This is a genomic window from Streptomyces sp. NBC_00316, from assembly GCF_036158715.1.
Lineage (GTDB): Bacteria > Actinomycetota > Actinomycetes > Streptomycetales > Streptomycetaceae > Streptomyces.
The window spans coordinates 3,765,360-3,781,001 of sequence record NZ_CP108023.1 but is presented as its reverse complement, the minus strand read 5'-3'; the positions used below and the strand labels follow the sequence as shown (position 1 = coordinate 3,781,001).

Below are 15,642 nucleotides of genomic sequence, written 5' to 3'. Positions count from 1 at the left end.
ACAGGGTGTCGGCATGGTGTTGCGCGGGGTGGGCCGGGCGTGGTCACATGGATGTCGAGAGCTGGTTAGGTCTGCCTAACCACGCCTTCCACCGGAGCACCAGGAGGCATCCATGCCGACGCCCGAGCGTGAAGCGCAGCCGCAGCCGCCAGTGACGTCCGCGGTGTCGATGAAGGATCTGCTGGCGGCCTGCGCCGCAGCCACCGCGGTCTCCACGCCGCCGTCCGGGGAACGCCAGGAGACCGGGGAGCATCGGGCGTCCGGCGAGCGGCCGGAGCCCGAGCAGCGCGACGCCGCGTAGCGGGCTTCCGCCCGGGCGTTACGGGACGACGACCACCTTGACGTCGACGGTCGCGAAGGTCCACATCGCGTTGCCGTCCGCCCGCCTCATCCGTACCCCGCCGGTCCTGAGCGACGGGTCGGGGCTCTTCATGGAGTCGTCCTTCGCCGCGCTGAACCCGACGGGGACGTTCCCGTCGGCGACGGCGAAGCGCACCACGTGCTCGATGGGCACGCCGTCCGAGCCCTTGATGGTGCCCGAGCGTGAACTCACCCGGTAGACCCCTGGCTTCGGGTTCACGGAGCTCGGCATGACGGCGAACGTCCGGACGGTCTTCCCGCCCGGGCCGACCAGCCACACGCGGCGGTCTCCCAACGCGTACACGACCCGCGTCCCGCTGCCGGAGCCGGCGGGGACCGCGAGCGGATGGTCCTTGTCCTTCGGCCTGGCGGCGTGGCCGGTGGCGGGGGCGCTGCTGGACGCCTTCGGCTTGGGGGCGGCAAGCGTGGCGGGGACGTTCGCCGACGCCTGGTAGGCCAGGAAACCGACCACGGCGAGTGCTGCCGCGGTGAGCCCGGACACGATTCCCGCGCTGCCCCTTGCCACCGTGCGCGCCCCTTTCGCCGTCGTGTGCCGCGTCGCCGCCGTGTGCCGCGCGAGCGCTTCGCGTGCCGTATGCGGCACGTCGTACACATGTTTTACGTCGTACCTGCGTATACCCGGTGACGGTAGCAGCAGGGCCCGGTGGGAACGGGACGCCGTACGGGGGCGCCATGATGCCGCCGGCGGAGCCGTAGGCTGTTTGCGTGCTCTTGCTCGCCATGGATACCGCCACCCCCGCCGTCACCGTCGCCCTGCACGACGGGACCTCCGTCGTCGCCGAGTCGAGTCAGGTCGACGCCCGAAGGCACGGGGAACTGCTGCTGCCCGCTGTCGACCGGGTCCTCGCCCAGGCCGGGGTGGGACTCGACGCGGTGACCGCCGTGGTCGTCGGCGCCGGCCCGGGACCGTACACGGGACTGCGGGTCGGTCTGGTGACCGCCGCGACGTTCGGCTCGGCGCTCTCCGTGCCGGTGCACGGGGTGTGCACGCTGGACGGCCTCGCGTACGCCGCCGGGCAGGCCGGCCTGGAGGGGCCGTTCGCCGTCGCGACGGACGCCCGCCGCAAGGAGGTCTACTGGGCGCGGTACGACGACGCCCGTACCCGCGTCGGTGACCCCGCCGTCGACCGTCCCGCCGACATCGCCGAGCGGCTCGCCGGTCTTCCGGTGGCCGGGGCGGGCGCGGCGCTCTACCCCGAGGCGTTCCCGGACGCCCGTACCCCCGAGCACGTGTCCGCCGGCGCGCTCGCCGCCCTGGCCGCCGAGCGTCTCGCCGCGGGTGCGGAACTGCTGCCGCCGCAGCCGCTGTATCTGCGCCGGCCCGATGCCCAGGTCCCGAAGAACTACAAGGTGGTCACCCCGAAGTGACGACCGCGACTGCCGTACTGCGTGAAATGCGCTGGTGGGACATCGAACCGGTGCTGGAGCTCGAACACGAGCTGTTCCCCGAGGACGCCTGGTCGGCCGGCATGTTCTGGTCCGAGCTGGCGCACGCCCGCGGCCCGCAGGCCACCCACCGCTACGTCGTCGCCGAGTCCCCGGCCACCGGACGGATCGTCGGATACGCGGGACTCGCCGCGGCCGGCGACCTGGCCGACGTCCAGACGATCGGCGTCAGCCGCGACCACTGGGGCGGTGGCCTCGGCTCCGAACTTCTCACCGATCTGCTGAAGCACGCCACGGCCTTCGAATGCGCCGAGGTGCTGCTCGAGGTGCGGGTCGACAACACCCGCGCGCAGAAGCTGTACGAACGCTTCGGCTTCGAACCCATCGGCTTCCGCCGCGGCTACTACCAGCCGGGCAACATCGACGCGCTCGTCATGCGCCTGACCGTGCAGGACCATGCGCACGAGCCCGCACAGGACCATGGACCGGACCACGTACAAGAGCCCGCACACGAGCTCGTACGAGAGACAGAGACTGACTGATGGCTGACGAACCGCTCGTACTGGGCATCGAGACCTCCTGCGACGAGACCGGCGTCGGCATCGTCCGCGGTACGACGCTGCTCGCGGACGCCGTCGCCTCCAGCGTCGACACCCATGCCCGCTTCGGCGGCGTCGTCCCGGAGATCGCCTCCCGCGCCCACCTGGAATCGATGGTTCCCACCATCGAACGCGCCCTGAAGGAAGCCGGCATCAGCGCCCGTGACCTCGACGGCATCGCGGTCACGGCCGGTCCCGGGCTCGCGGGCGCGCTGCTCGTCGGCGTCTCGGCGGCGAAGGCGTACGCGTACGCGCTGAACAAGCCGCTGTACGGGGTGAACCACCTCGCCTCGCACATCTGCGTCGACCAGCTGGAGCACGGCCCGCTGCCCGAGCCGACGATGGCGCTGCTGGTCAGCGGCGGCCACTCGTCGTTGCTGCTCGCGCCGGACATCACCCATGACGTACGGCCGTTGGGCGCGACCATCGACGACGCGGCGGGCGAGGCCTTCGACAAGATCGCCCGGGTGCTGGACCTCGGCTTCCCCGGCGGCCCGGTCATCGACCGATTGGCGAAGGAGGGCGACCCGAAGGCCATCGCGTTCCCGCGCGGACTGAGCGGCTCCCGCGACCCCGCGTACGACTTCTCCTTCTCCGGCCTGAAGACGTCCGTCGCCCGCTGGATCGAGGCGAAGCGGGCCGCGGGCGAGGAGGTGCCGGTGCGGGACGTGGCGGCGTCCTTCCAGGAGGCCGTGGTGGATGTGCTCACCCGCAAGGCCGTCCGGGCCTGCAAGGACGAGGGTGTCGACCACCTGATGATCGGCGGCGGCGTCGCGGCCAACTCGCGGCTGCGGGCGCTGGCCCAGGAGCGGTGCGAGCGGGCCGGGATCCGGCTGCGGGTGCCGCGGCCGGGACTGTGCACGGACAACGGGGCGATGGTCGCGGCGCTGGGTGCCGAGATGGTGGCGCGCAATCGGCCGGCCTCGGACCTGGAGCTGTCGGCGGACTCGTCGCTGCCGGTGACGGACACGCATGTGCCGGGCAGCGCGCACCACCACGGCCACGACCATGTGCACGAGATCAGCAAGGACAACCTCTACTCATGACGGTCGCCCTCATGTGGGAGGCCCGGGCGGTGAAGGGCCGGGGCGCCGAGCTGCTGGAGTGGGCCCGGGCACGGGCGGGCGAGCTGGCGTGCGAGCCGCTGCGGTACGAACTGCTGCGGGCGCCGCAGGACCGGGTGCTGGTCATCACCTGGTGGGAGGCGGCGTACGACGACGAGCTGCCCGAGCTGCCCGAGCCGGAGCCGGGGCTGATCACCCGGGCGGTGCACCGCTGGCGGTTCGAGGTCGCGGACCGGGGACACCGGCCGGGTCCGAGAGGGCTCGAGGGATTCTGAGATTTTCCGAAGGAAAAACGAACAAGGGTTCCGGACGCAATAATTCGGACTTACGTTCGTCCACGTGACCGGAGACAAGAGACGCCGTCCCCGCCTGCTCAAGGTGGCCGCGACGGTGATGGGCTGCGCGCTGGTGCTCGCCGCGGCCGGGGCGGGCTGGGCGTACTGGCATCTGAACCAGAACATCCGCAGCGTGGACATCGACGCCGCGCTGGGCGACGACCGACCGGCCAGGGCGCCCGTCAGCGAACCGGCCGCCTCCCCGGTCCCGACCCCGTCGGTGTCCGCGTCGCCCTCCGTACCCCCGCCGCCGACGGGGGTGCTGAACATCCTGGTGCTCGGGTCGGACTCGCGCAGCGGCAGCCGGAACGCCGCGCTCGGCGGCGGAGACAGCACCGGGGCCCGTTCCGACACGGCGATGGTCGTCCACCTGAACGCCGACCGCACGCAGGCCACCGTCGTCAGCATCCCGCGCGACACCCTGGTGACCCGCCCCTCGTGCCCGACGTCTTCGGGCGGTGCCACGTCGACGGCGTACTCCGCGATGTTCAACAGCGCGTACGCGGTCGGCGGCGCCGTCTGCGCGGTCAAGACGGTCGAGCAGCTCACCGGTGTCCGGATGGACCACTACATCGAGATCGACTTCGCCGGTTTCGCCGCTCTCGTCGACGCGCTGGGCGGGGTGACCGTCACCACGGCGGTGGACATCGACGACGACCTGAGCCACCTCCGTCTCGAGGCGGGCACTCACCGGCTCGACGGCACCGAGGCCCTGGCCTTCGCCCGTACCCGCCACGGCGTGGGCGACGGCAGTGACCTGGGCCGGATCGGGCTCCAGCAGCAGCTGATCGGGGCGCTGCTGAAGGAGGCCGGGGAGACGGGTCTGCTGACCGACCCGGCGGGCCTCTACCGGATGGCGGACGCGGTCACCGGCAGCCTGACCACGGACACCGGCCTCGACTCGCTCGGCGAGCTGAAGAGCCTGGCACAGAGCCTGGGGGCCATCTCCCCGGCCGGGCTGACCACAGTCACCATGCCCGTCGTCACGGCCCCGTCCGACCCCAACCGGGTGGTGGCCCGGGAGCCTGCCGCGAGCGAGCTCTGGGCGTCCCTGCGATAGAAGCCGAAAAATTCTTCGGGTGGTGTGTCGATTGCGGCGTCTCCCGTTCGACGCAAGGGTGAGAGGCAGGGAAAGCCCCCGCCCTCCCGCACCGAGGAGTCACCATGCCGCGCTTTCTGTCGATGATCCGCATCGATGAGGAGAACCTGCCCCCGCAGACCCCCGACCCCGAGTTCGAGGTGCGCATGGGGGCGCTGTTCGAGGAGATCACCAAGGCCGGCGTCATGCTGGACACCGCCGGGCTCGCCCCCACCTCGCAGGGCACCAGGGTCAGCTGGGAGGACGGCAAGCTGAGCTACACCGACGGTCCCTTCACCGAGACGAAGGAAGTCGTCGGCGGTTACGCCCTCATGCAGTGCAAGGACAAGGCCGAGGCCCTGGAGTGGACCAAGCGGTTCCTGGAGATCCACCCGAAGCACTGGACCGTCACCGCCGAGGTCCGCGAGATCGCCGAGGCCTGACCCGGGCGCCCGCCCTCGACCCCGGCCCGGCCGCGCTTGCTCCGCCTCTGATCGGCTGCTCTGATGGGTGGCCGTGACGGAAGCAAGCGCGACCGCGGCGGTCGAGGCCGTGTTCAGGATCGAGTCCGCGCGGATCATCGCCGGTGTCGCCCGCATCGTGCGGGACGTGGGCATCGCCGAGGAGCTCGCGCAGGACGCTCTGGTCGCCGCGCTGGAACAGTGGCCGGAGTCGGGCGTCCCGCAGCGGCCGGGCGCCTGGCTCACGGCCACCGCCAAGCACCGTGCGATCGACCTGGTCCGCCGCAAGGAGACGTACGCCCGCAAGCTGGCCGAGGTCGGACGGACCCTGGAGGACGTTCAGCCGCCCGGGCCGGAGGACATCGCCGGCGCCGACGACATCGACGACGACCTGCTGCGGCTGATCTTCACGGCCTGCCACCCCGTGCTGTCGACCGAGGCCCGGATCGCGCTCACCCTGCGGCTGCTCGGCGGCCTCACCACCGACGAGATCGCCCGGGCGTTCCTGGCGTCCGAGTCCACCGTCGCCCAGCGCATCGTCCGTGCGAAACGGACCCTGGGCCGGGCCGGCGTCCCCTTCGAAGTGCCGTACGGCGCCGAGCGCGCGGCCCGGCTCGGCTCCGTGCTCGACGTCATCTACCTGATCTTCAACGAGGGTTACGCGACCACAGCGGGCGACGACTGGCTGCGCCCCGGACTCTGCGAGGACGCGCTGCGGCTGGCCCGGGTGCTGGCCGGACTGATGCCGCAGGAACCCGAAGTGCACGGCCTGGCCGCCCTGTTGGAGCTCCAGGCCTCCCGCACCGCGGCCAGGACGGGCCCGGGCGGGGAGCCCGTGCTGCTGGCCGACCAGAACCGGTCCCGCTGGGACCGGCTGCTGATCCGGCGCGGGTACGCGGCCCTGGAGCGGGCGAACGCGGTGGGCGACGTCCCCGGCCCGTACGCCCTGCAGGCGGCCATCGCCGCGTGCCACGCGCACGCGGTGACGTACGAGGAGACGGACTGGGAGGTCATCGCCACGCTCTACGGGCTGCTCGCCAAGGCGGCCCCGTCGCCGGTGGTGGAGCTGAACCGTGCGGTCGCGGTCTCCATGGCCGAGGGGCCGGAGGCGGGGCTCGCGCTGGTCGACGCCCTGGCCGGGGACCCGGCGCTGGCGGCGTACCACCTGCTGCCGAGCGTGCGCGGCGACCTGCTGGCGCGGCTGGGGCGGGCGGACGAGGCGCGGGAGGAGTTCGTCCGGGCGGCGGGACTGACCCGTAACGCACGCGAACGGGCCCTGCTGCTGGCGCGGGCGGGGGAGGGCGGCGAGGGCGGCCCGGCGGAGAAGAGCGGCGCGCCGCGATGAGTTCCGGGCGGCGGTCCGGTCTACCTTGCACAGCCGACCCCCACGCGTACGCGTCGCCGAGGAGCAGAACATGCAGAAGATCAAGACCTTCCTGTGGTTCGACAACCAGGCCGAGGAGGCCGCGAACCACTACGTATCCGTCTTCGGAGGGGACTCGAAGGTGCTGGGCGTCTCGCACTACACCGAGGCGTCACCGGGCGAGCCGGGCACGGTCATGACCGTCGAATTCCGGCTGGCCGGCCAGGAGTACGTCGCCCTCAACGGCGGCCCGCAGTTCCCCTTCACCGAGGCGATCTCGCTCTCCGTCGACTGCGAGTCGCAGGCGGAGGTCGACGAGCTGTGGGCCAAGCTCACCGACGGCGGCGAGGAGGGCCAGTGCGGCTGGCTCAAGGACCGGTACGGGCTGTCCTGGCAGATCGTCCCGCGCGGGCTGTCCGAGGCCCTCTCCGACCCGGACCCGGCCAAGGCGGACCGGGCCATGAAGGCCATGCTCGGCATGAAGAAGCTGGACATCGAAGCGCTGCGGAGCGCCTGACGGCAGGTCCGTCCCACCCGGCCGGTCGCCCTTAAGCCACTGGGGTGGCCCCGGTCATCCGCATGGAGGCGGTCCGGCCGCGCGAGCGCATCGGCCGGTCCGGGCGGTTCGTTGACCGTGTGAGCGGGCGCACCCGGCGCCCGTCGACGAGAGGAGCCACGATGTCCGAGCCGTACGACTACAGCATCGAGGCGGAGGAGATGGCCGAGAGCCCCTATGCCGACGACGACGAGGGAACCGAGTCCGACGGGTACGACGAGTACCTGAACAGCCCGGACCGCTGAACCGGACCGGGACGGGCGGGGCTCCCCGTCGGCGACGGCCCCGTCCGTTCCGCGGCCGGCAGGGCAGGGCCCACGTCCCGCGCAGTTCTCCGCCGGAGGCGGCGCGCAGCGCCGGACCCGCCCCTATCCTGGCCGCGTAGCAGGAACCGCACAGGGGGAGGGTCCGATGGAGTGGTACTGGTGGTTGCTCATCATCTTCTGGACGGGCGGCTTCGGTTGGGCGGTCGACAACGTCCGTACGGCGCTGCGCAACCGCCACACACGCAAGCTGGAACTGCTGGAGGCGAGCAAGCAGGAGCGGCTGGCCGTCGAGGCGGCGCACCGGCCGCCGGAGCCGGTCTGCGGCTGCACGCACCACCTCGCCAAGCATGACAAGCAGGGCAAGTGCCATGAGCGGGTCGAGGTGCCGACGGCCTGGGACGAGGGCAAGAAGCCGGTCCGCTTCGAAGCCGGACAGTGCAACTGCCAGCAGTACGTGGGTCCGCAGCCGCTCTCCCAGGTGTACGCCGAGGACCTGACCGACCTCGCGTAGGACCTCGGGCCTCAGGGCCTTCGGATGTCCGGCCGTACGGGGTGGCCGATCAGCATGGTCGGCGCCCCTGCGACCCGGGTCAGGAACACGGTGGCCGCGTTCGGGCCCTGCAGCTTCATCTTGCGGCGCACCTCCTCCGGTTCGACGGCCGAGCCCCGCTTCTTGACGGTCAGCACACCGACTTCCCGCTCCCGCAGCAGTGCCTTGAGCCGCTTCATGTGGAACGGCATCCGGTCGGTGATCTCGTACGCGGAGGTGTACGGGGAGTCGTACGGCTCGTCACTCGTGACGTACGCAATCGTCTCGTCGATCAGCCGGCCGCCCGACCGCGCCACGATGTCCGCGACCAGATGCGCACGGATGACGGCGCCGTCCGGCTCGTGGAGATAGCGGCCGACCGGGCCGACGGGCGGGGCGGGCAGGGGGCCCAGGGCCGAGAGGGTCGCGCCGGCCGGGAGCAGCGTGGCGCGGTACGAGCCCGCCGCGAACCCCTCGCCGAACCAGAGCACCGCCTCCTTCACATCGCCGCCGTCCGAGATCCACTCCGCCTCCGCCTGCGCCGGGATCGCCTCGTGCGGGACGCCGGGGGCGATCTTCAGTGCGGCGCGGGGGGCCTGCAGTGCGGCGCCGGTCGCCCAGGAGAGCGGCGGGGAGTACGCCTCCGGATCGAAGATCCTGCCGCGTCCGCCGCGCCGGGCCGGGTCGACGAACACGGCGTCGTACGGCGACGTGTCGATCTCGGTGACATCGGCGCACCGCACCTCGATCAGGGCGTCGAGCCCGAGCGCGGCGGCGTTGGCGCGGGTCACCTCGGCGGTCAGCGGGTCGCGGTCCACGGCGAGGACGGAGATGCCCGCGCGGGCGAGTGCGAGGGCGTCACCGCCGATCCCGCAGCAGAGATCGGCGACGCTGCGGACACCGTTCGCGGCGAATCGGCCGGCACGGTACGTGGCGACCGTCGTACGGGTCGCCTGCTCGACACCGTTCGGCGTGAAGAACATCCGGTACGCGTCGTCGGCACCGAACTTCGCCACCGCCCGCTGCCGCAGCCGTGCCTGTCCCAGCGCCGCCGACACCAGTGCGGCCGGGTGGCTGCGGCGCAGCCGGGTTGCGGTGGCGAGCTCCTGGGCGGGGTCGTACGTCCGCAGCTCGGCCAGGAGCGCCGCACCTTCGGGAGTGCGCAGGGCCATGAAGGAGGCGAGCGGGTCTGTGGGGGTGGAGGCGTTCACCGGCCCATTGTCGGCCAGCCGGGGGACCGCGCGGGTCCGGCGGCGCTGTCGGGCCGGGTGAGCGGTCGGCTACTGGCAGTATGCGACGCCAGGCATCTTGTACCACAAAAGGGAGAATCCTCATGAAGAGGGGCGGGCCGGTCCCGGTGCGGCGCCGCGTGGGCAGCGCGCGCCGGGGCACGGTCCGCTCGGCCCTGGCCGCGCTCCTCGTCACCGCCGTCGCCGCCGGCTGCTCCCCGGGATCCGGCGGCCGCGCCGAGCACCGGGCCGCCGGCCCCGCAGTCGGCCTTCCGGGCGCTCCCGCCGGGGCCGCCGGCCCGGCCCGCGACCCGTCCGGGTACGCCGCGAAGCTGCAGCGGGCGCAGGCCGCCCGCGCCGCGGCCGCCAGGAGATGGGGGCTGGACCAGACCCCGTTGGCCCCTCCCGCCCCGCCCGCCGTGAAACCGCACCTCACCACCCGTAAGGGGTTCGAGGTCAAGGGCGGCGACGACTCGCTGCCTGCGGTCTTCACCACCGTCCCGACCGAGGAGCGGATCGTCTTCCTGACGATCGACGACGGCGACTACAAGGACCCCGAGCTGCTGCGGATGATGTCGGAGCTGCAGATCCCCTACAGCGCCTTCCTCAGCGACTACCTGGTGCGCAACGACTACGGGTACTTCAAGGAAGCGCAGGATCGGGGGGTCACACTCAACAACCACACGGTCGACCACTCCTATCTGCCCGGCCTCTCGCACAGCGACCAGAAGCGCCAGATCTGCGGCCAGCAGGACATCCTCGAGAAGGAGTACGGCCAGCGGCCCACCCTCTTCCGTCCGCCGTACGGCAACTACAACGGCGACACGCTGCGCATCGCACGGTCCTGCGGCATCACGGCCGTACCGCTGTGGGCCGAAGAGGCGTTTCCCGACCGCATGGAGTGGCGGGAGCCGGACCACGATCTGCACCCCGGCGACATCATCCTCACGCACTTCCACGGTGCCAAGGACTGGGGCGGCACCATGGCCGACATGATCCGCGCGGTCATGAAGACCATCACGGACAAGGGGTACGCCGTGGCCCGGCTGGAGGACTACGTATGAGCAGGGTCCGCCGGCCGCTGGCCGGAGTGCTGGCGGCCGTCGCGCTCCTGACCGCCGCCACGGGGTGCGCGCAGTCGGTCGACCCGATCGAACGGCTGGGCCGGAAGGCCGCGCAGAAGGTGAACCACCCGCACCCGGCCCCGTCGCCCACGGCGGGTGCGCAAGGTGATCACGGGGAGCTGGGGCCGATGGTCGTCGTCGCCTGCGACCGGTGGGGCGGGCCGCAGGATTCGGGGCACTTGCGGCCGTCGCCGCCGCTGAGGAAGCGGCACTGGTGGCGGGCCGGGCCGGGCCCGCACGACGCGGTGGACGCGGCGGCCGGATGCGACCGGCGCTAGGGCCTCTCGTTCGGATCATGCCGGGCTCGCGCCCGTCGCCCCGTCCGTGGCCGTTGCGCCACGCGCGGGGTCAATTGGCACTCCGCTTGACCGAGTGCTAATCGCGGTCATAGTCTCAGGTCTGGCACTCCCCACTGGAGAGTGCCAGCAGTACTGCGCGACTGGCAGGTCCGGCACCCGCGACGACGGATCCACCTGGTCGCCACCCCAAGACAGTTAACCCCGCAGTTAACCCCGAGATCTCCGAAGGGGGAGGCCGGATCGTGACGACCACCAGCTCCAAGGTTGCCATCAAGCCGCTTGAGGACCGCATTGTGGTCCAGCCGCTCGACGCCGAGCAGACCACGGCCTCTGGCCTGGTCATCCCGGACACCGCCAAGGAGAAGCCCCAGGAGGGCGTCGTCCTGGCCGTGGGCCCGGGTCGCTTCGAGAACGGCGAGCGTCTGCCGCTCGACGTCAACACCGGTGACATCGTGCTCTACAGCAAGTACGGCGGCACCGAGGTGAAGTACAACGGCGAGGAGTACCTCGTCCTCTCGGCTCGCGACGTGCTCGCGATCATCGAGAAGTAATTCACCCACGTTTGCTTCTGATCTGCGCCCCTGGCCCCCTGCGAATAACCAGCCGGGCGGTCAGGGGCGCATTTCATTCGAGAGGACAGCTCAGCTCCCATGGCGAAGATTCTGAAGTTCGACGAGGACGCCCGTCGCGCCCTTGAGCGCGGCGTCAACAAGCTTGCCGACACGGTCAAGGTGACGATCGGCCCCAAGGGCCGCAACGTCGTCATCGACAAGAAGTTCGGCGCTCCCACCATCACCAACGACGGTGTCACCATCGCGCGCGAGGTCGAGCTCGACGACCCGTACGAGAACCTCGGTGCCCAGCTCGTGAAGGAGGTGGCGACCAAGACCAACGACGTTGCGGGTGACGGCACCACCACCGCCACCGTGCTCGCCCAGGCGCTCGTCCGCGAGGGTCTGCGCAACGTTGCCGCGGGTGCTTCCCCGGCCGCCCTGAAGAAGGGCATCGACGCCGCGGTCAAGGCCGTGTCCGAGGAGCTCCTCGCGACCGCCCGGCCGATCGACGACAAGTCCGACATCGCCGCCGTGGCCGCGCTCTCCGCGCAGGACTCGCAGGTCGGCGAGCTCATCGCGGACGCGATGGACAAGGTCGGCAAGGACGGTGTCATCACCGTCGAGGAGTCCAACACCTTCGGTCTGGACCTCGAGTTCACCGAGGGCATGGCCTTCGACAAGGGCTACCTGTCCCCGTACATGGTGACCGACCAGGAGCGTATGGAGGCCGTCCTCGACGACCCGTACATCCTGATCCACCAGGGCAAGATCGGCTCGATCCAGGAGCTGCTCCCGCTGCTGGAGAAGGTCATCCAGGCCGGTGGCTCCAAGCCGCTGCTGATCATCGCCGAGGACGTCGAGGGCGAGGCCCTGTCGACCCTCGTCGTCAACAAGATCCGTGGCACCTTCAACGCCGTCGCCGTCAAGGCCCCGGGCTTCGGTGACCGCCGCAAGGCCATGCTCGGCGACATCGCCACCCTCACCGGTGCGACCGTCATCGCCGAGGAGGTCGGCCTCAAGCTCGACCAGGCCGGTCTGGACGTGCTGGGTACCGCGCGCCGCGTGACCGTCTCCAAGGACGACACGACCATCGTGGACGGCGGCGGCGAGCCCGGCGACGTCAAGGGCCGGGTCAACCAGATCAAGGCCGAGATCGACGCCACGGACTCCGACTGGGACCGCGAGAAGCTCCAGGAGCGCCTTGCGAAGCTGGCCGGCGGCGTGTGCGTGATCCGCGTCGGTGCTGCCACCGAGGTGGAGCTCAAGGAGAAGAAGCACCGTCTGGAGGACGCCATCTCCGCGACCCGCGCCGCGGTCGAGGAGGGCATCGTCTCCGGTGGTGGCTCCGCTCTGGTCCACGCCGTCAAGGTTCTCGAGGGCAACCTCGACAAGACCGGCGACGAGGCCACCGGCGTCGCGGTCGTGCGTCGCGCCGCGGTCGAGCCGCTGCGCTGGATCGCCGAGAACGCGGGCCTCGAGGGCTACGTCATCACCTCGAAGGTCGCCGAGCTCGACAAGGGCCAGGGCTTCAACGCCGCGACCGGCGAGTACGGCGACCTGGTGAAGGCCGGCGTCATCGACCCGGTCAAGGTCACCCGCTCCGCGCTGGAGAACGCCGCGTCCATCGCGTCGCTGCTGCTCACGACCGAGACCCTGGTCGTCGAGAAGCCGGCCGAGGAAGAGGCCGAGGCCGGTCACGGCGGCCACGGCCACTCGCACTGACGCGTAGCCGTACCGGCTCACAGCCGGTGGTGGAAGGCCCCCTGTTCCCGCTGCTCAGCGGCGGGTGCGGGGGGCCTTCGGCGTCCCCGGCGACGCGCGGTGCCCGCCGGTGCTCTGCGGTCAGTCGAGCGCGTCGAGCCGGCGCATGAGGCCCATGAGGTCCTCGTGCCACCAGCCCTCCTTGATCCTGCCGTCCTTGAACCGGAAGATCGTGGTGCCGGTCATCGTGCACTGTCTGCCCGTGGGCGCGATGCCCATGAAGTCGCCCTTGTGGGTGCCGGTCCAGGTCCACAGCGTCACGACGTCGTCGCCCTCGCAGATCTGCCGGTCCAGGTCGAAGGTGAAGTCGAAGGCCGCCCGCCAGCGGGCGACATCGTCCCGGAGGCTGTCGGACCCGATCACGGTGTCCTCCTCCTTGGCGACGTCGTGGTCGATGTAGTCGGCGGCGAACACCTCGTCGATGGCGTCCAGATTGCCTCCGACGGCGATCTCGTGGAAGAACCGACGGGACAGTGTCTGGTTCAACTGTTCCTCGCGGACCACGTCGAGGCCGGTGAAGGTGGGCATCCCGTCGCAGAGCGCCACCATTTCGTGGAAGATCCGGTCGGTCTCCGGCAGCGTGGAGTTCGCCATCGCGTCCTCGTACGACGGGAATTCGACGATCTCCACGTAGTGGGACCCGTCGGAGCGGTCCTTGCCGGTCAGGCTGTGCGTGGCGGTCCGGGTGCCCTTGGTCTGTTCGACCCACTCGCCCATGAGGCGGTCCATGTCATCGAACCGCTCCGTCTTGCAGTCGATCACCTGTACAAATCTCATGGTGTCTCCCGGTGTCGCGAGCCGATGGGATGATTCCATTTTAGTGAGATGCGGGGTTTGTGACGGTTCGGGCCGACGGGTCGGGCCGCGCGATCCAAGCTCTGGCGCGTACGTGCTCCGCGGGGCGGGCCGGCCGTGAACCGCCCCTCCCGTCCGTCGTCCGACGCAGCCCGTCATCGGGCGACCCCGCGGCATGCGGAGCCGGCAGGCCGCGCAACGGTGCGAGTCTCGGACGGATATGAGGATCCGTCACATCCGGTGCGGCACTGCGCGCCCCGGTCCCGGCGGCATCGCCGAGGGCCCGGAGCTGCGCGGCGGCATCCGGCTCTGTGCGGGCTCGCCCGCCCTACTGCGGCCCGTACTTGCGGCCCGTCTTGGAGGTGACCCCTCCGAGCAGTCCGCGCGGCGCCACCTTCACCAGACCCATCAGCGTCTTGTACCGCGCGTCCGGGATCGAGACCGACTTGCCGCGCGCCAGATCCGCCAGCGCCGCCGCCACCAGCTTGTCCGCGTCGAGCCACATCCAGCCGGGGATGTTGCCGGTCCCCATGCCGGCCCGCTCATGGAACTCGGTCCGCACGAAGCCGGGGCAGAGCGCCATCAGCCGCACCCCCGACCCGGCCAGGTCCTTCGCCGCGCCCTGCGTGAACTGCACGACCCACGCCTTGGACGCGCCGTACGTCCCGCGCGGTACGAACGCCGCCACCGAGGCCACATTGACGACCCCGCCCCGTCCGCGCTCCTTCATCCCGGCCGCGGCCGCCGAGGTCAGCCGCAGCACCGCCTCGCAGTGCACCTTCAGCATCTTCAGCTCATCGGCCGTCGACACCTCCAGATAGCGGCCCTTGTTGCCGAACCCGGCGTTGTTGATCAGCAGATCGACGGATTGCCGACGGTCCGTCAGCCGCGCCTCGACCGACGCGATCCCGTCGTCCTCGGACAGGTCGGCGGTCAGCACCTCGGCCTCGATGCCATGCAGGTCGTGCAGTTCGGTGGCCTGCTCCCGGAGCCGCTCGGTGTTGCGCGCCACCAGCACCAGGTTGTGCCCGTCGGCCGCGAGCCGCCGCGCGAAGGCGGCCCCGATTCCCGCGGTGGCGCCCGTAATCAGTGCAGTCGTCATACGCGGCACGTTAATGCCACACCCGCCGCGCCGATCACTCACCCGCAGCTTCGGACTCCACGTACTTCAGGGCCGAACGCAGTACCTCGGGATGGAGCGCGTCCCGGGCCGGCAGCAGCCGCGGCAGCAGCTCCCGGCGGGTCGTCGAGGCCAGGAACTCCAGGTGCACGGTGACGTCGTGGTCCGGCCGGTGCACGATCTCGACCGGGCCTCCGGCGCGTATCTCGCCCGGCTCGATCACCCGCAGGTAGGCACCCGGGGCGGCCGCCGCCATGAACCGCTTGACCCAGCGGCTCTCGCCGAGGTGACCGGCGAACGTACGGCATGGAATGCGGCTCGACGTCACCTCCAGCACCAGATCGGGGCCCACTCGCCAGCGCTCGCCGATCCTCGCGCCGCTCACGTCCAGCCCGGCGGTCGTCAGATTCTCGCCGAACGCGCCATTGGCCAACGGGCGGCCGAGCGCGTTCTCCCAGGAGTCGAGGTCCTCGCGGGCGAACGCGTACACGGCCTGGTCGCTGCCGCCGTGATGGCGCAGGTCGCAGACCGCGTCCTCGGCCAGTCCGCTGCCACCGGTGCCCTTGGGGCCGGGGTCGGTGACGCGCACCGGGCCGTCGACCGGATGCTTGTCGATCCCTGTGACACCGCCGGCGGCGGCGGTGTGGTCGACGGCCGCGGGCCGTCCCGTGTTCACGGTCAGCAACTTCATCGACTTCGTCGGGTCCATAGGGCAACGCTAACGTCCACCTCAAAGTCACAC

At 71.2% G+C, this 15,642-nt stretch carries 20 protein-coding genes; 15 read left to right on the top strand and 5 right to left on the bottom strand.

Translation table 11 applies throughout. The annotated features are described in order from the left end of the window. Nucleotides 1-112 precede the first annotated feature (112 nt). Nucleotides 113-301 (top strand): hypothetical protein, encoded by a 189-nt coding sequence (locus OG878_RS16685; protein WP_328887542.1) that lies wholly within the window; start codon nt 113-115, stop codon nt 299-301. 18 nt (nt 302-319) lie between these two features. Here OG878_RS16685 and OG878_RS16680 read toward each other — a convergent pair whose 3' ends face one another. Further along, on the bottom strand, nt 320-886 hold the full coding sequence (locus OG878_RS16680; protein ID WP_328887541.1) for a hypothetical protein: 567 nt from the start codon (nt 884-886) through the stop codon (nt 320-322). Between the two features lie 215 nt (nt 887-1,101). Between OG878_RS16680 and tsaB the strand changes: the two genes are divergently transcribed. The 10 genes from tsaB (at nt 1,102) to OG878_RS16630 (ending at nt 8,000) form a co-directional block, all read left to right on the top strand. After that, a complete protein-coding gene (gene tsaB, locus OG878_RS16675; protein ID WP_328891268.1) occupies nt 1,102-1,749 on the top strand; it encodes a tRNA (adenosine(37)-N6)-threonylcarbamoyltransferase complex dimerization subunit type 1 TsaB in 648 nt (215 codons plus the stop codon). Then, nucleotides 1,746-2,309 carry a ribosomal protein S18-alanine N-acetyltransferase gene (gene rimI, locus OG878_RS16670; protein WP_277327879.1) on the top strand — a complete coding sequence of 188 codons (564 nt, stop codon included), beginning with the start codon at nt 1,746-1,748 and terminating at the stop codon, nt 2,307-2,309. Before tsaB ends, rimI begins: the two co-directional genes overlap by 4 nt. Continuing rightward, nucleotides 2,309-3,412 (top strand): tRNA (adenosine(37)-N6)-threonylcarbamoyltransferase complex transferase subunit TsaD, encoded by a 1,104-nt coding sequence (gene tsaD, locus OG878_RS16665; protein ID WP_328887540.1) that lies wholly within the window; start codon nt 2,309-2,311, stop codon nt 3,410-3,412. Before rimI ends, tsaD begins: the two co-directional genes overlap by 1 nt. Beyond that, on the top strand, nt 3,409-3,705 hold the full coding sequence (locus OG878_RS16660; RefSeq protein WP_328887539.1) for a hypothetical protein: 297 nt from the start codon (nt 3,409-3,411) through the stop codon (nt 3,703-3,705). The genes tsaD and OG878_RS16660 overlap by 4 nt, the downstream gene beginning before the upstream one ends. Nucleotides 3,706-3,823: 118 nt before the next feature. Continuing rightward, nucleotides 3,824-4,825 (top strand): LCP family protein, encoded by a 1,002-nt coding sequence (locus OG878_RS16655; RefSeq protein ID WP_328891267.1) that lies wholly within the window; start codon nt 3,824-3,826, stop codon nt 4,823-4,825. 104 nt (nt 4,826-4,929) lie between these two features. After that, nucleotides 4,930-5,286, top strand: coding sequence for a YciI family protein (locus OG878_RS16650; protein ID WP_328887538.1), 357 nt, complete (start codon nt 4,930-4,932; stop codon nt 5,284-5,286). A gap of 67 nt (nt 5,287-5,353) precedes the next feature. Beyond that, nucleotides 5,354-6,649: an RNA polymerase sigma factor gene (locus OG878_RS16645; protein WP_328887537.1), complete on the top strand. Its 1,296-nt coding sequence runs from the start codon at nt 5,354-5,356 to the stop codon at nt 6,647-6,649. 70 nt (nt 6,650-6,719) lie between these two features. Then, nucleotides 6,720-7,184 carry a VOC family protein gene (locus OG878_RS16640; RefSeq protein ID WP_277327884.1) on the top strand — a complete coding sequence of 155 codons (465 nt, stop codon included), beginning with the start codon at nt 6,720-6,722 and terminating at the stop codon, nt 7,182-7,184. A gap of 161 nt (nt 7,185-7,345) precedes the next feature. Next, nucleotides 7,346-7,468: a hypothetical protein gene (locus OG878_RS16635; protein WP_328887536.1), complete on the top strand. Its 123-nt coding sequence runs from the start codon at nt 7,346-7,348 to the stop codon at nt 7,466-7,468. A gap of 166 nt (nt 7,469-7,634) precedes the next feature. Continuing rightward, on the top strand, nt 7,635-8,000 hold the full coding sequence (locus OG878_RS16630; RefSeq protein ID WP_328887535.1) for a hypothetical protein: 366 nt from the start codon (nt 7,635-7,637) through the stop codon (nt 7,998-8,000). 11 nt (nt 8,001-8,011) lie between these two features. On the opposite strand, the gene OG878_RS16625 is transcribed toward OG878_RS16630, so the two are convergent. Next, nucleotides 8,012-9,190 carry a THUMP-like domain-containing protein gene (locus OG878_RS16625; RefSeq protein WP_328891266.1) on the bottom strand — a complete coding sequence of 393 codons (1,179 nt, stop codon included), beginning with the start codon at nt 9,188-9,190 and terminating at the stop codon, nt 8,012-8,014. Between the two features lie 161 nt (nt 9,191-9,351). On the opposite strand from OG878_RS16625, the gene OG878_RS16620 reads away from it, so the two are divergent. The 4 genes from OG878_RS16620 to groL all read left to right on the top strand — a co-directional run bounded on the left by OG878_RS16620 (nt 9,352) and on the right by groL (nt 12,946). Beyond that, nucleotides 9,352-10,311 (top strand): polysaccharide deacetylase family protein, encoded by a 960-nt coding sequence (locus tag OG878_RS16620; protein ID WP_328887534.1) that lies wholly within the window; start codon nt 9,352-9,354, stop codon nt 10,309-10,311. Then, complete coding sequence (locus OG878_RS42285) at nt 10,308-10,649, top strand: hypothetical protein (protein ID WP_443049123.1); 342 nt, start codon at nt 10,308-10,310, stop codon at nt 10,647-10,649. The genes OG878_RS16620 and OG878_RS42285 overlap by 4 nt, the downstream gene beginning before the upstream one ends. A 263-nt stretch (nt 10,650-10,912) precedes the next feature. After that, the gene (groES, locus tag OG878_RS16610) at nt 10,913-11,221 is read left to right on the top strand and encodes a co-chaperone GroES (RefSeq protein WP_037688098.1); all 309 of its coding nucleotides are present in this window, start codon (nt 10,913-10,915) and stop codon (nt 11,219-11,221) included. A gap of 99 nt (nt 11,222-11,320) precedes the next feature. Continuing rightward, complete coding sequence (gene groL / locus OG878_RS16605) at nt 11,321-12,946, top strand: chaperonin GroEL (RefSeq protein WP_327244799.1); 1,626 nt, start codon at nt 11,321-11,323, stop codon at nt 12,944-12,946. Nucleotides 12,947-13,066: 120 nt separating this feature from the next. On the opposite strand, the gene OG878_RS16600 is transcribed toward groL, so the two are convergent. From OG878_RS16600 to OG878_RS16590, 3 genes are all read right to left on the bottom strand, one after another. Then, nucleotides 13,067-13,762, bottom strand: a complete 696-nt coding sequence (locus tag OG878_RS16600; protein WP_328887533.1) for an ester cyclase — start codon at nt 13,760-13,762, stop codon at nt 13,067-13,069. A 346-nt stretch (nt 13,763-14,108) separates the two neighbouring features. Then, entirely contained in the window at nt 14,109-14,882 is a 774-nt protein-coding gene (locus tag OG878_RS16595) for an SDR family NAD(P)-dependent oxidoreductase (RefSeq protein WP_327126398.1), read from the bottom strand. Between the two features lie 34 nt (nt 14,883-14,916). Next, complete coding sequence (locus tag OG878_RS16590; protein WP_328891265.1) at nt 14,917-15,591, bottom strand: MOSC domain-containing protein; 675 nt, start codon at nt 15,589-15,591, stop codon at nt 14,917-14,919. Nucleotides 15,592-15,642 lie beyond the last annotated feature (51 nt).

Coding starts and splice junctions, on each gene's coding strand:
- OG878_RS16685 (WP_328887542.1), top strand. CDS start 113: ATGCCGACGCCCGAGCGTGAAGCGCAGCCGCAGCCGCCAGTGACGTCC.
- tsaB (WP_328891268.1), top strand. CDS start 1,102: ATGGATACCGCCACCCCCGCCGTCACCGTCGCCCTGCACGACGGGACC.
- tsaD (WP_328887540.1), top strand. CDS start 2,309: ATGGCTGACGAACCGCTCGTACTGGGCATCGAGACCTCCTGCGACGAG.
- OG878_RS16660 (WP_328887539.1), top strand. CDS start 3,409: ATGACGGTCGCCCTCATGTGGGAGGCCCGGGCGGTGAAGGGCCGGGGC.
- OG878_RS16655 (WP_328891267.1), top strand. CDS start 3,824: ATGGGCTGCGCGCTGGTGCTCGCCGCGGCCGGGGCGGGCTGGGCGTAC.
- OG878_RS16650 (WP_328887538.1), top strand. CDS start 4,930: ATGCCGCGCTTTCTGTCGATGATCCGCATCGATGAGGAGAACCTGCCC.
- OG878_RS16640 (WP_277327884.1), top strand. CDS start 6,720: ATGCAGAAGATCAAGACCTTCCTGTGGTTCGACAACCAGGCCGAGGAG.
- OG878_RS16635 (WP_328887536.1), top strand. CDS start 7,346: ATGTCCGAGCCGTACGACTACAGCATCGAGGCGGAGGAGATGGCCGAG.
- OG878_RS16630 (WP_328887535.1), top strand. CDS start 7,635: ATGGAGTGGTACTGGTGGTTGCTCATCATCTTCTGGACGGGCGGCTTC.
- OG878_RS16625 (WP_328891266.1), bottom strand. CDS start 9,190: ATGGCCCTGCGCACTCCCGAAGGTGCGGCGCTCCTGGCCGAGCTGCGG.
- OG878_RS16620 (WP_328887534.1), top strand. CDS start 9,352: ATGAAGAGGGGCGGGCCGGTCCCGGTGCGGCGCCGCGTGGGCAGCGCG.
- OG878_RS42285 (WP_443049123.1), top strand. CDS start 10,308: ATGAGCAGGGTCCGCCGGCCGCTGGCCGGAGTGCTGGCGGCCGTCGCG.
- groL (WP_327244799.1), top strand. CDS start 11,321: ATGGCGAAGATTCTGAAGTTCGACGAGGACGCCCGTCGCGCCCTTGAG.
- OG878_RS16600 (WP_328887533.1), bottom strand. CDS start 13,762: ATGAGATTTGTACAGGTGATCGACTGCAAGACGGAGCGGTTCGATGAC.
- OG878_RS16595 (WP_327126398.1), bottom strand. CDS start 14,882: ATGACGACTGCACTGATTACGGGCGCCACCGCGGGAATCGGGGCCGCC.
- OG878_RS16590 (WP_328891265.1), bottom strand. CDS start 15,591: ATGAAGTTGCTGACCGTGAACACGGGACGGCCCGCGGCCGTCGACCAC.